The sequence below is a fragment of the Pseudomonas sp. 22490 genome, from assembly GCF_052044465.1.
Taxonomy (GTDB): domain Bacteria; phylum Pseudomonadota; class Gammaproteobacteria; order Pseudomonadales; family Pseudomonadaceae; genus Pseudomonas; species Pseudomonas aeruginosa.
Window position 1 is genome coordinate 140,602 of the sequence record NZ_JBQENS010000014.1, and the last position, 15,243, is coordinate 155,844.

The window sequence follows — 15,243 nt, forward strand, 5'->3', positions numbered from 1 at the left end:
AGAATCGACCAGCGCCTCGGAAGTTCGCCGAAAAAAAGGCCCTCCGTGGGGAGGGCCTGGCGGGTATCGTGCCTCCGCGGCGGTGCCTTACAGGATCAGGTTGCCGCGCTCTTCATCGGTCAATTGACTGCGCGCCTGTTCGCCGAGGGCTCCGGCGCCGAGCACCTGCACGGCGCTGTCCGGGTTGTAGCCCGGCGAACGACTGGCGCCGTCGCGCGAAGGCTCCAGGCGCTCGTTGCCGAACCCGAGCACCTGCACCGTGATCACCGACGGCATGCGCTGCCGCGCGGCGGCCTGCTGCTGGCGACTGACGTCCTCCGCCGCCTGTGTCGCGGAGCTCGCCGCGGCGCTGGCGGAGGTCAACGCACCGGTATTCACCGAAGCCACCAGCGGAATGCCGCTGGACTGGCCCTGGGTCTGGATGTTCGCCGCGTTGACCACCTGCAGCGCCGCCACGTTGACGTTGCCGGAGACCCGGATGCCCGCCTCGCCGGCGTCGATGGTGCCGAGCGGGGCGATCAGGTCGATGTCGCCCGGTGCCACTTCGGGAATCGGGTTGAGGGTGGCAATACCGGCGCCGGTGCTGGGCACCTGCGGCGACAGGCTGACGTTGCCCCAGGCGTCGTAGATGCGCCGCGGCGGGGTGTACACCACGGTGGTCTGGGAACCGCGACCGGCGTTGATGTCGCCTTCCGCCGACCAGGCCAATATGCTGCCGCCGAAGGTGGTCATGATGCGGCTCTGGCCGAGCAGGATGCTGTCCCGCGAATAGGCCTGGATATCGCCCTGGCCCTGGGTGACGATGCCTGCGGTGGACGGCGGCGCCTCGCCCTCGATACCGAACACCTGGCGCCCGCCGGGGCTGAGCAACTGGATGTCGCCGCCGAAGTCGGTGTGCACGCCGGCACCGCCATACATGACGATATCGCCTTCGTAGCTGATCGGATTGCCCGCCGGATCGCGCTCGGGGAACAGCGCGGCGATCGCGTTGCGCCCGCGCAGGTAGCTACCCTGGCGTACCCCGCCGACTTCGTTGTACTCGCGGCCGCCGGCCCTGAGTTCGGCGAAGTACACCTGGCGGGCGAAAATCCGCTGCTGCTCGGCGGGCAGGCCGGCGAAGAACGCCTGGGCCTGTTCCGCGTCGCCGGCGAAGCCGAAGCGCTCGTTCAACCACTTGGCCAACTCGCTTTCGTAGGTCCTGACCACCTTGCCCGGCTGCTCGGCCAGCGGGGTGCCGCCCTGCGCCAGGTTGGCCGGATCCAGGTAGCGCTCGAGGAAGGCCTGATAGTCGGCCCCCGCCGCGCCGGCCTGGAGCACGATATCGGCACCCGGCCGGCTGTCGCCCGGCACCACCGCGCCGAGACTGGTGATCGCCGCGCGATCCTCCATGAGAATGTTGCGCCCGGCGCTGATCTCCAGGGTACCGGGGCCGGCGACGTTGAAGTTGCCGTAGAGGATGTCGCGGCCGGCCTGGACCAGCGAGAGGTCGTTGGGGTCGTCGTGGACGAAGAGGTTGCCGGTGAACGAGGCATCCGTACTGATCTGACTGGGAGCGCTGATACGCTGTCCCAATGGGGTTCCGGAGGCTACGATGTCGCGCCCGGCGCGCATCCAGACGGGCCCCGCACCTTCATACCAGGTTTGCCCGGCGCGGTTCCCCGCCTGCTCGCCGAAACGAATCTGCGCACCGCTATTGAGCCCGACGATATCTCCTGTCAACGCATAGAAACGCGCCGGTTGCAGATCGCGCGCCAAGCTCGCAGCGCTATCGGGGCCGAAGTAGAACAGAGGCAATCCGCCAATGACGGCCGGATTCCCGTCCGGACTGCCGTTGCCGGCTATCGGGTTGAGCAGCGCGGCATCGGAGTAGCCGGCAAATGCCGGCGTCCAGATCGATGGCAGGTTCGCAGGATCGGCACCTGAGCGTTGCACCGAATAGCCACCGGCATAAATGGAGTCTCCAGCCAGCAACTCCAGTTCACCGTTGAGCGACGGTGCCAATAACAAGGAGTAGGGAGTGGTCGAGACATTCAGGCTCACGCCTCCCATGTAACCGCTGGAAGGACCGAGATAGATACTTCCTTCCGGGGCCGCCGCACGTACTATCGATGGATAGATGAATCGCCCATCGCTAGGCGACAGGTTTCGGCCTGCCATGGGAATAGCGTTGGTTGCCTCGACCAATTGGGTGCTGGGCGTCAGGTTGCCGCCCGCCGCAAACAGATCGATCGAGGTGTGTGCAGTCCAGAGACTGAACCAAGCGATCCCGCCCCCTTGGTAGACGCTGCCATCGGGAGCCGTGAAGCCAACGGTATTCGGCACCCCCACCCTACCGGGGTCAGTCACCCCACCCAGGACCAGGTCGCCACGGGTTTCCAGACGCATGCCAGTATCTCCGGCCACCAGGGTGAGGCCACCCGTGGAGCTAGCCAGCGTCGGGCTGAACGCATCCCTGCTGCGCACTTCGGCGGGGTCCCGCAGTAGAGTGTCGTAGCGAGGATCGATGCCTCCCAGCGCACCACTGTACAAGCTCGCGGAACCGCGCAGATTGATCAGGGCCCCCTGCAGATCGTGAATGGTGCCGCCGCTGTAAAGACCGTCAAACCCCGAACTCGAGTAGGTCTGGGTAGCCCGCGCCTCCCGGCTCGGGTTCACCTCTCCGCCAATTCTCACATTCAGGTCACCGCCGCCGCCAAGTTGCAGCGCGCCGTCGGAGGTGAGCCGGCCAGTGCCGGCAACCGCCAAGACCAGTCCCTGGCTGCGCGGATTAAGGTTACCGGACGAAGGTATCGAACCATCTCCGCGTGGCGCGATATTGCCGGCATCACCTCCGGTTCGCATGCTGAGATTGCCGCCTCCCAGAGTGCCGAAACCGGTGAAGCCGACCAGATAGGGAGCATCTCCCTCCGCGCCACGCACATAGCTGCCGAAATTGACCCACCAGGCCGTCGGCACTCCTTCCCTATCGGCGCTGCCCTGGCGCCAGAGCCAGTTGCCAACTGCAGCGCTGGGGGGCAAGGGGCGAATGGGATCGCTACTTGTCAGTTTCTCGGCCCATTGATCGCCAACCACATCACCGCCAACGGCGATATCGAGGTTGCCGCCATGTTCCGGATACCAGGCCTGGTACTGGCTGGTTGAGAGCACTTCGTAATCCGCGCCACCGGCGCCCAGTACCGACCCATTGAACAGACCGCGAGGCTGATTGAATCCCGTCGCGACATCGGCGGCCTGCGTTCCGGCGGTATAGACGCCGTACGGCGACCATTGCGTAAGGTTACCGGCACTGGCCAGGTCAAGATCGCCAGTGCCGGTGCGCAGCACACTGAACAACTGGTTCTGCGGTGTGACCACGGTTTTGCCGAGATTCTCGATACACAGGGACGGATCGACACTGCACCACCACAGATCGCCCTCGCCGATCGCCGTACCAGCAGGCATGCCCAGGTAATTGCCGGGCGCCCAGGTCCAGCGGGGAGGCTCGGCACAATACGGCCCCAGCCCGCAGATCCATTCATTGCTCTCGTCGACCGGAGTTCCCGGGGTGATCCCCCAGTCGGTAGCCTGATCGGTGAACACCAGCCCTCCCGAGCTCTGTTCGATCTTCGCCTGATAGTGCGTATCGGCCAGGTTCAGGCTGGCCGAGGAGTCCGGATGCACCAGACGGTTGTCGGCAGCCGCGAGATCGGCACCGGCGACCAGGCGCATGGACCAGGACTGGCTACCGGCCGGCAGCATCTCGGCCAATGCCCAGTTGCGTCCCTGGCGGACACCGTCGCTGGGCCGCAACTCGATGAAAGGCGCATCGCCAGCCAGTACCACCTCGGTCTGCGAAGGGATCAGAGAACCACGTGCCAAGGCCAGCTCTCCATTGAGCAGCAGGACATTGGGTCTGCTGGGCCCCTCGCGCAGGATGCTCGGCAAGGGCACGCCCGCAGGCCAGGTCATCGCCTGCACGCTGGCCGGTGCAGCCAGCAGGGTACCGGCACCCAGCCGGCTGCCGACCTCCAGCGTCACCCCGTCGCGCAGCAGGCTGCCCGCGGCGTACAGCAGGTTGCCGGCGGCATCGTGGATGTCCGCTACCAGCACGCTGCCGGCGGCCAGGGTATAGGGCTGTTCGAGTACCGCCTCGGTGGCCAGACGGGTGCCGGCGGCCAGGGTGGTGCCCTTGATCGGCAGGTCGTAGTTGAGGGTGCGGCCGCCGAGGAACGCGGTACCGTCGCCGAGCACCACGCCCGGGCCGGGAACCACCAGGTCGCCACCGAACGGCTGCACTCCCGGGGTGAGGATCCAGCCCTTGTCGTCCGGCGAGTCCGGCGGCGGCGCGAAGCCGTCGTTGATACTGCCGTAGAGGTTCAGGTCACCGCCGGCGCGCAGCACCAGCGCGCCGACCTCGCCGGAACCGTAGACCTCGGTCAGCGGCGTGTTCGGATTGAGGCTGGCGTAGCGGTAGCCGGACAGATCGAGATCGCCCTGCACCACCAGATCGCCGTCCGCCGTTGCGCTGACGATCTCCACCCCTGGACGCAGGTGGAAAGCATCCGCGTAGGTGGCATTGGTCAGTCCGGCCAGCTTGCCGTCGAGCAACTCGCGGTTGGCCAGCGCCGCGGCGATGAACGCGCTGCTCTCGGCATGCCGCGCATCGAGGTAAGCCTGGTCGATCACCTGGTAGGACCGCCCGCCGGCCGCCGGATCGTTGCCCCAGGGCGCATCGTCGTAACGCTGCATCGCGTTCAGGGCGATGCTGCCGGCGCCGCGGATATCCAGCGCGCCGCTGGCATCGATGGCGATGTCGCCGGCGCTGACCCCGCCCAGGCGTGGCGCGTTCAACTCCAACGTGCCACGGGCGACGCCATCAACCTGTTCCGCTGGCGCCGCGGTGCCATGGCGCAGGTCGATGCGCGCGCCGCCGGCCAGGACCAAGGTGCCGCTGCCGGAACTCAGCTCGACCATCGCCCGGTTCGGGCTGTCGATGATCTGCCCGTAGCTGTCGCGCCGCAGCAGGCTTCCATGCGCATCCAGCAGCGCGTTGCCACCCAGGCTCAGGCCGCGGCCGCCGGCCAGGCGGATCTCGCCGACCTGCGCGCCGCTGGCGTCCACCGTTCCGCTCACGCCGAGCTGGCCATTGTCGAGGGACACCTCGATGCGATGCGCCTTCAGGCCGTCGCCGATCTGCAGGTCGCCTTGCTTGAGCTGGAAGCGCCGCGCGCCGAAGACCTCGCCCTGGTTCAGGCGCTGGTTCAAGGCGGTGAACTGCTCGCTCAGGCTGCCGCCATCGCCCAGGCGCTGGGCGCGGATCTCCAGCTCGCCACCGAGGAACGGCACGCGGGTGCCGCCGGCATCGTAGTCGCCGCTGGCGCCACCCAGTATGCGGCCCTGCAGTTCCACCACCCCGGCGTCCTCGGCCAACGCCACGGCGCTCAGGGTACCGCCGCGGTTGTTGCGCGCCGACAGGTCGATCAGCGAACCGGCGGCCTGGCGGATGTCGCCGGCGCGACTGCTCAGCAGCAGGTCGCCACCCCAGCTGTATTTATCCACATCGTTGAAGCTGGCCTTGCGTCCGGCCAGGTCGATGCGCGCGCCATCGCCCAGCTCCAGGTCGTCTTCGGCGCTCAGGCTCAGCTTGCCGCTGGGTAGCGAGACCGCGCTATCCAGGCGGATCTCGCGGGCGCTGAGGGACAACTCGGCACCAAGCCCGGCGGTGCCGCTGTCGAAGGTCACCGCGGCAGCGCCCGCCGGCGCCGCCAGGCTGAGGCTACCGCCGCTGCTGATCCGACTCAGCGAGCCGGCCTCGCCGGTCAGCAACGGCGTGCTCAGGCGCAGGTCGCCGCCACTGTAGCGCAGGCCTTCGCCGGCGACGTAGCCGTCCAGGTGCTGGTAGACCCGCAAGCTGCCCTTGTGGTTGGCGCTGATCCGCTCGCTGGCGTTCAGTTGCACCTCGGCGAAGCCCAGCGCCAGGCGTGCCTCGTCGGTCTCGCCGGCCGGCTGGGTATTCGCGCCGTAGCCCAGGGTGATGCGCTCGGCATCCACCCGCAGGGTTCCGCTACCGCTACCGGCGCCGCCGGCGACCGGTGCCGCGGCCGGCTGGCTGGAGCCGCTCCAGACCAGGCTGGCGGTGCGAATGCTGGCGACATCCTCGCCGGTGCCATGGCCGTAGATGGCCGGGGTGCCCAGCACCAGGTTGGCCAGGCTGGATTTGCCGGTGGCCGGGTCGTAGGTGTCGAGGCTGACGCTACCGTATATGTTGACCGCATCGCGGGCACTGAGGATCAGGTTTTCCAGGGCCGGAATACCCGCCCCGCGCTCGCCGCGCAGCAGGCGCTGGAGCACCGTCTGGTCCAGCGCCAGGCCGTTCGGCAACACGCCGCGAGCGGCCGCGTCGGCCAGCGACTGGCTGGAGCCGATATTGATCGTACTCAGCGCCAGGCTGAGATTGCGTGTCCCGTAACGAACGTTGTCGCCAAACGTCACCGTACCATTGGTGGCGATACCCAGAGTGCCCTCCGAATAGAGTTCGGTGTCGGCGCAGCCCGCCCCTTCCGCACAACCTCCGAGACGAACCGGTAACGAGCTATCCGCTGCGGGTGCCAGCAGGTTCAGCCATCCGTTGGACAAGAGCAGCAGGTTACGGCCGCCGGGTTGATAGATGAAACCATCGGACGAATCGTATGCAGTCTTGCCTTTCCCCAGAGTGCTGATGCCACTCCCGCCTTCAAGGGTGATATCCCTGCCAATGATCACCTCCGGTGCGGAAAGGTGCGCGCCCTTTCGCAGCACAACGGGAAAGAGCCGGTTGCTCCCGCCGAACTGGACGAAGTTTCCTTGCTCGCCGTATTCGACGTAGGGCAGCGTGCCAATGGCGATACGGCTGGCGCCTATTGCATTCAGATCGTCCGCAACCAACGACACGCCAGCGAAATCGGAGTCGGGCAGCCCACCTTCAGGCAGAATCTCGATGCCCGCCTCGGCATCCACGATGAGGCTGCCGCCATATCCGCTTTCTTCCGGCGTGAAGTCGACCTTCCCCTCGAAGCTCAGGGCGTTTTCCCGAAGCTCCTCATCCGCGCGCAATCCCAGGTAGAGGGATCTGGCATCCACTGGCAACATCGCTCTGGGGATGTTCTTGCGCGCGGCATCGGCGCGAATGAAATCCGCATAGCTCATTTCGTTGTACTGCGAGTAGCGGCGCAGCGTATCGGCGGAAGACAGGATGACCTGACGGCTCAGACTGTCGCGGATGGACGTGCCGGCAATCGACAACTGCCCGGACGTCGCCCAGGAGCCATTGCGCAACCCCTGCGTCGCCATGGGCGCGCCTTGCCCCGCCAGACCGTTGATCTCGACGCGGAAAGCGCCCGGCAACAGGGCATAGGTCGAAGGCAGCAAGGTGTAGGTACCGGCGGCCAGGCCGGGAACGCCATCCCCGATGGTGACCTGTTGCCCGACCAACGGCTGGATGGCGCCCGCCTCGCCGCCCAATGGCGCACTAACGGCCTGGTGTCCAGGCACGATGGCATACACCGGGTTGCTGGACAGCTCCGGCAGACGGAACCCATCATTGTCCTGCTGCACCAGGGGATGAAAACGCGCATCGGTCGAACCCCCTCTGCCGGAGATGAATCCAGCCCCCGCGAGTTCGCCGCCGCCGGACAGGTCCAGCCGCGCGCCCTGTTGCACATCGACCTCGCTGGCATAAAGGCCGACTCCCGCAACCAGTGTCCCAGCAGCGAGGGCGCCCCCGGCACCGGTCAGTTGAATGGGGACCTGGTTGACCAGATAGTTGATCCCATCGGTCGTGCCTCCATAGGGCATGACCAGCTCAGCGCCGCTAACCGAGGTCAGGCTACCCGGCAACAACCTTACCGTGCCCGGGGCACGATCCAGATTGCTGCCGAACTGGATGAGCCCCAGCGGCGCACGCACCACGCCACCCTGCTCGATATTCGATGCCATGAACGCCAGACTGCCGAATACCGACAGCGGAGTGTCCGGCAAGGACTCGCCGCTACGTTCGATAGCCAAATGCCGTTCGGCATCGAAGACAGCCTGCCCCCCCTCATCCAGTCCATACCCGGCATAGAGGGTCGAACTCGCTCCCGTCACCGGATAGAGTTGGGCCGCAGTCAGTTGCAGATCGCCGTGGGTTATCAAGCGCCCCGACGGATCGCCATTCTCTGGATAGTCGCCAGCGAAACGCAGGTCGCCCTCGCTGCGCAGCGTTACCTTCTCGAAACCTGGTCGCTGATAGCGGACAGCCTCTGCGTTGACCCCATTGATCACCCCGTCGCTACCGAATGACAAGCGCCCGGCGATATCCAGCAGGCGCCCGGCAGAAACCTGCAAGCGAACCTGCTCCGCTGTCGCGGTCGGCCCGTACGTGAGACGCGGACGAAACTCGCCAGAGGCCTGCTGCCCATACATCCCGATGCCGGAAAGGCGGACATAGGGCGCCTGCAACTTCACCTCGCTCGGCCCGCCACCTGTGGCGGCTATCGTCCCCGCGTACAGATTCAGGCTGCGCCCCATCGCAAGATCGATGTTCCCCTCGAACGACAGCGGACCGTTGCTGAACAACGAAAGTTGGTCGAATCCGCCGCCCGTCAGCGACTGCGTCCCAACTCGGCTCTGGCCATAGCGCAGAGCCGAATCGTCCATTCCCGGTTGCAGCAAGGTCGGTAATCCCGAATCGGCATGCCCTGCCGTCAGGATCAGCTCGCGCATGGCCAATACCCGGTCATCCACGACAGTAAAACCTTGGTACAGGGGAGCGTCCGCAATGATCTCCAGGCTGCCGCCCGCCGCTCCCGAGCCGCCGGCTGCGGCGCGCAACGAACCGTCAAGATACAGCCCATTGTAGGAACTGAGAGCGATGCGCCCGCCGTCGCCGGCCAGCAAAACCCTTCCCAGTCCCGGTACATCCAGCTGTGCCTGGCTGCCGGAGGCCTCCAGTCGTGCACCGGGGCGTACGATGACGAACGCATCCGCCGAGGTCGCGATCGCCTTGCCCGGATCGATCTCGCCGCCGATGACGATGCTGCCGCCGGACTGTACTTCTCCATAGCGGCGACCGCGCCCATCCACGGCAGTGACAGCGCGGCCGGCAACATCCAGCAATGCCTGCTCTCCAATCCAGATGGAGCGTGCATGGGGCTGGCCTTGGGCCTTGGGCTGATTGTCCTGGGTAACGTCGAGCGCGCCGAACTGCTGCTGGCGCACGTCGATGCGTCCGCCCCAAGCGTTCAGAGTGCCATCCAAGGTGATCTGTCCGGGACCGCGCAGGACGATGGCGCGCCCCGGATCGACCTCGACCAGCGAACCGCGCCCCAGCTCCAGCGTCTGGCTGGCGGGATCGAGCTGCCCGAGGATATTGCCGTCGCCGCCTGCCTGCAGGTACAGGTCCGCCCCTTCGCGTTGGACCAAGCGTCCGGCCAAGGCATCCTCTAGGTACAGCGGCGGTATCCAGGCCTCCAGCGCCTCTCGCGGCGCCTCGCCAGCCGCGACCTCGCCGGCCCCGCTGGCGAAACGGTAGACCGGCCGCGCGACCCGCACCTGGGCATCCTCGGCTACCGTCAATCCGGAGCGACCGACCACCCGGTAGCTGGCGAAGCCCTGCTGGAAGAAATCTTCGGCCAGTTGCAGGCTGCCATCCCCGAGGTCGCCGCCGCCGATCCGCACCTTGCCGCTCTGCAGCGACAGCGTGCCGGCGCCACTCGTGCCGAGACCATTCAATGTGCCGCCCAACTGCAATTGGCCATCGCTGGCCTGCGCCAGCCCGGCACTGGCGTGCAAGGCGATGTCGCCGCCGCGTCCGCCCAGTCGCTTGCCGTCGGCCAGCAGCGCCGCCCCGGACGACACGTCGAGCAGACTGCCCTGTCCCAGGCTCAGGTCGCCACCGCTGCGCAGGGAAATCCGTCCGCCGTCGCGGTAGGCCAACGTATCGTTGTCCTCCGGCGCCAGCAGCAGGTTGCTCCACAAGCCGCTGGCATCCAGTCGTACACCATCGCCCACGCGCAAGATGCCGGCTTCGCGGCCGGCATCGACGAAACCATCGATCGTCCCGTTCGGGGAAATCTGCGCCAGTACGTTGCCGGCCTGCAGGCTGCCGCCATGAGCGGTGATGTCGGCGTCGATCGCCACGTCGTTGGCGAACAGGATCGCCTCGCCGCCATTGGCCAGGGTCAGCGCGCTGTCGACGCGGATGCTCTCGCCGGCCGCCACCTTCAGGCCGCCCAGCTGGAAGCCGTTGAGCAGTTCGCTGTCCAGGCTCAGGCGGCCCTGGCGCTCGGCGGCCACCGGAGCGTCCAGGGTCGGCTCCTCGGCCGCCGCCTCGCCGGCACCGATGACCACCTGCTTGAGGCTGCCGGCATCGGCGCCGAGAGCGTACTCCAGCAGGCCGCTGCTCTTCACGTAGTAGGGGGTGTAGCGCCCGACGACCAGCTGTGCGCCGCGCGCCACGGCATTCTGCGACTGGTTGTAGCCGTCCAGGCCGGCCTGTGGCGCTTCGGTCTGCCGCTCGCCGCGATAGGTATCGCCGACCACCTGGCCGTCGAGCCGCGCATTGGCGCTGCCGATCACCAGACTGCCGGCGTCGCGGCCGACGATGTAGCCGTTCTCGTAGCGCTGGGTCGGCGCGATCAGCGGATTGTAGAAATAACGGGTCTGGTCCCAGCGCTCGCTGTGTGCCTCGTAGCCGCGGTAGATGCCGTCGTAGAGCAGGTCGCCCGGCGCCGAGCCGAGTTCGTAGAGGCGTCCGTCCGAGCCCTTCAGCCAGGTCTGGCGGATGTAGCCGCCCTGCACATCGAGGGTTCCGCCGGACAGGTTGATCTGCGAACCGGCCTGGGTCACCACGTCGTTGCCGGTGAAACTGACGATGCCGCCCTGGGCCATCCACTCGCCCGCCGAGTGGCCCTGGGTGCCCAGGTAGCCACCGACCTCCAGCAGGCCGCCGGCGGTGTACCAGCGGTCGCTGGCATAGCCGTTGGTGCCGGCAGGCACCCGTACCAGGTCGCGCACGTCGACCCACACATCCTGGCTGTTCAGACCGCCGCCCTCGCGGTTGACCGAGGCGTCGCGCTGCTCGTTGCCGCGCACGTTGACCTTGATGCTGTTGGTCTCCATCGCCACTTGCACACCTTGCGCGCCGGAGACATCGATCACCGCGCCGTCGCGCAGCAGGGCGCGCTGGCCAGCGTTGACCGCCACCTGGCCGCCGCTGGCGAGGGTGATGGAGCCGTCGCGGAAATCGACGCTGCCGGCGGAGTCGATCTCCACCCGCGACAGGTCGCGGCGGTCGTCGTCGCCCCGACTGACAGCGGCACTGGAGCCGTTCAACGGCTTGAGCAAGGCCTCGCGCTGGCTGTCGAGGGCGGCGCTGCCGCTGCTATCCACCAGGATCGCGCTGGTGGCGCCTTCGGCCAGGGTGATCCGCTCGCTGGCCTTCAGGTGCAGGGTGCCGCGGCTGTCCACCGAACTGCTGGAAAGCAATACACCGGCCTGCTCCACCTCGCGGCCGGTGAGGCTGATATCGCCGGTGGCGGCCTGCACCAGGCCGCTGTTGCGTACCCGGCCGGCACTGCTGTCGGCGGCGAAGCCCGGCAGCACCTCGTTGCCGCGGGTGGTGGAGCTCAGGTTGCCGTCGGTGCCCTGGCCACGGCGGATGACGAAGCTGTCGCCGGCGGACAGGACCGTCTGCCCCTTCGGTGTGACGATGCTGCCGGCGTTGTCCACCTCGCTGCCGAGCAGCAGGACGTAGCCGCCGCCCCTGGTCGAGCCGGACGGCGCTGCCGTACGCAACTGTGCCCCCTGCTCCACGCGCACGGCGCCGGCCGCGTCGGTGAAGGTCGGACGGCTGCCGGCGTTGTCGTAGTAGAGGCCGCGCTGACGGAACTGTTCGTCCGAGATGTTCGCCGCCGCCACCGTCAGGTTGCGCACGTCCACCTGGCTGCTGCCGGAAAACACCACGCCGTTGCGGTTGACCAGCATCACCGTGCCGTCGGCCTTGATCTGCCCCTGGATCTGGCTGGGCCGCGCGCTGGGGTCGTTGACCCGGTTGAGCAGCGCCCAGTCGGCGTTCTGCTGGAAGTCCACGGTGGTGTTGCGGCCGACGTTGAAGGTTTCCCAGTTGAGCACCGCCTTGTCGGCGGTCTGCTCGATGCTCACCGTGGTCTTGCCGGCGGCCTGGGTCTGCACCGGTCCCTTGGCGTTCTGCCAGGCCTGCTCGAACGGCAGCGAGGCGTCGACCTTGAGGCCGCCCTCGCCGAGCCCGTCCGGAACATCCTGCGGGAGGTTCAGCGCCGCCTGGCGTCCGGCGGCCTGGGCGGCCTGCTGGGCGGCAATGGCGGCGACGGTGTTGTTCAGGTTGGCCATCGAACGCTGCAACTGCTGGTTGACCCGCTGCTGCTGCGCCAGCGGCGGCGGCGCCCCCGGCAACTGCGCTCCCGGTCGCGGCGCCCCGGCAGCGCCGCCCTGAGCCGCGCCCTTGGCGGCGAACCAGGCGGCGCTGAACGGCTGCCCGGCGGCCTGGGCGCCCCCTGCGACCAGCAGCAGGGCGATGGCCTGGGCCAGCGGCTTCAGGCGCGGCGCGTAAAGCGCGCGGGAGGAACGGGCGGACGACGGCGAACGGGACGGCATGGCGAAGGGGTCCTTGAGCATGAAGTCGGTCGGGCGCCCGCAACGACGCCCGTTACAGGTAGACGGCCTGGCGGAGGGTGGGCCGAAGACTTGTCATGGAAAGTTCATGGAGCGGAGCGAGGAGCCTGGGCGAACGGAAACACGACGGCAGCCGGATTTCAGCCACCGTCATGACAGGTCACTCATGGACGCCCTTTGCCGTTGCAGACGGAGGGATTGTTGATCGCGAGGTTTTCGCTGGTACCAGTGATGAAGGCGCTCATGATGGCGCTCTTCCAGGAAGCGACCAGGGGTACGAAACGGTGGTCAGCTACCGCTCTATTTGTAGTGGTGCCGCCATAATGCTGGGTAAGGAAGGCACGCAGGTCGGCGGCAACAGTGGCATCCTTGTAGCACTGGCCAAAGACAAAGTTGGTATAGCCGACGATGGAGTAGCCTGCGTTCGGGTTGACGAAGACCGGTATCCACTTGCTCGGATCGGCGCGATCTGCAGCGACACCCGGCGGAGCCACGCTACGAACAGCGATCACGCGATTGGCTAGAGTAGGGAGCAAGCCATTCACTCGCGCGATCTTTGAATTGTCGCTCAGGTCCACACCATCAGGCCCCTCATAGCCGATCGAGCCTGACACATTGTCGACGGCATTCCTGACACTTTCATAAGGCTGTACTGCCACCCAGTTGCTCGGCAGCGCACCGCCGGCCGGCAGACGGGCGTTCGTGAAGATCGAGTTGGTGGCGAAGCGAGTCGGGCAGACCGAGTTCAGGTGGCGGGTCAGCAACTCGGTGGCTCCACTGCCGCCCCGCTGGTAGACGATACGAATCGGCGTACGGTCGGCGGGGTTCCCAATAGTTGCCCCCAAGTGACCTTGGCGCCGGAAAAGGCATCGCAGAGCTGGGCACTGGTCAGGTTCAGGTCGGTAATATCGGGCTTCTTGTAAGGAATGGTTACTGCGGTACCCGCCAATGGAATCTGGATCAGTGGACCATATGCGCCTCTATAGTTGGTTGAATAGGCGCTCAGTTCGCTGCTACTCAAGATCGAGTCACTACCAATGTAGTGGACGGTGCCGGTAGTAGCGCCAAGCAGCATGGGGTTATTCATCAGGAAAGCGGTCTTGCCAATGCCGCTGCCGCTTGCGGCATAGCTGAAGTTGATTGGCAGGATGCTGTCGGCAGAACCTTTGTACAACTTGGCCGGCATGGAAGCACCACCGCCGGTCACCGTAGCGCCCAGCGTTGTATGACTGGTCAAGAGCGTCAGAGCAACGACGCCAAACATTGGCTTGAGCATGAAAACCTCCTGGGTTCCCCACAAGAAAAAAGACCGGCAGCCATAGGGCTGCCGGTCCTCGTATCGATTCGCCTAGGCGAAGCGCTTACGGGCGGCCTTTGGTGTTGCAGACGTTGGTGTTGCCGATGGCCAGGTTTTCGCTGGTGCCGGTGTAGAAGGCGCTCACGATGGCGCTCTTCCAGGCCGGAGTCAGCGGGATGAAGCCATGGGCGGCAACTGCGGCGTTGGTGGTAGTGCCACCGTAGTGCTTGTTGATGAAGGCGCGGACGTCGGTGGAAACGCTGGCGTCCTTGTAGCACTGGCCGAAGACGAAGTTGGTGTAACCGACGATGGAGTAGCCGGCGCTCGGATTGGTGAACACCGGAACCCACTTGCTGGGGTCCGCACGGTCGGCGGCGTTGGCCGGCGGAGCCACGCTGCCCAGGGCAGTGGAAACGTTAGCCTGGGTCGGCAGGTTGCCGTTCACACGGGAAACCTCGGCGTTGCTGTTGATGTTCACCGCATCCGGGCTGACATAGCCGAGGGAGCCGTTGGTTGCCTTGACGGTCGACACCACGGTGGAAGTGGCGGCGACGCCAACCCAGTTGCTCGGCAACGTACCGCCGGCCGGCAGACGGGCGTTGGTAAAGGTCGAGTTGGTGGCGAAGCGAGTCGGGCAGATCGAGTTCAGGTGGCGGGTGAACAGTTCGGTGGTGCCGCTGCTACCGGTGCGATAGACGATGCGGATCGGCGTGCTGTCGGTGGTGCCCAGCAGTTGACCCCAGGTGGTCTTGGCGCCGGAGAAGGCGTCGCAGAGTTGGGCGCTGGTCAGGTTGAGCGTGGTGTTGCCGTCCTTGCGATAGGGCACGGTGACCGAGGTGGCTACCGACGGGATCTGGATCAGCGGACCGTAGGTGCCGTTGTAGTTGCTGTTGTAGGTGGTCAGTTCGCTACCGCTGAGGACCGAGTCGCTACCGGCATAGTGAACGGTACCGGTGGTGCCGAACAGCGAGGAGTTGTTGGTCAGGAAAGCGTTCTTGCCGGTGCCGCTGCCGGTCACGGCATAGCTGAAGTTGGCCGGCAGGATGCTGTCGGCGGAGCCTTTGTACAGCTCGGCCGGCAGGGAAGCGCCACCGCCGGTGACGGCCATGGCTTGGGCGGATACGAGGGCGGCCACGCTCAGCGAGGCAGCGATCAGAGAGCGCTTGAACATGAAGAATCTCCTTTCATCGTGGTGTTGGTACGTTGAGGAAGTCGTCTTGCATGAGGCGGCGCCGTGCTTGCCGGGCTTTGCATCCCTAGCCGGTCGAAGGGGCCGCTGGGGATAAAACTCGCAAGTT

Annotated in this window: 2 protein-coding genes and 1 pseudogene; all 3 read right to left on the reverse strand. The window is 66.4% G+C overall.

Annotation, left to right across the window (positions count from 1 at the left end; genetic code table 11):
- Positions 1–87: 87 nt before the first annotated feature.
- On the reverse strand, positions 88–12,630 hold the full coding sequence (locus ACTJJX_RS17550; protein WP_023082824.1) for a filamentous hemagglutinin family protein: 12,543 nt from the start codon (positions 12,628–12,630) through the stop codon (positions 88–90).
- Positions 12,631–12,812: 182 nt separating this feature from the next.
- A pseudogene (locus ACTJJX_RS17555) lies at positions 12,813–13,924 on the reverse strand (substrate-binding domain-containing protein).
- Between the two features lie 85 nt (positions 13,925–14,009).
- Entirely contained in the window at positions 14,010–15,116 is a 1,107-nt protein-coding gene (lapA, locus tag ACTJJX_RS17560; RefSeq protein WP_003112123.1) for an alkaline phosphatase LapA, read from the reverse strand.
- Between the last annotated feature and the right edge of the window lie 127 nt (positions 15,117–15,243).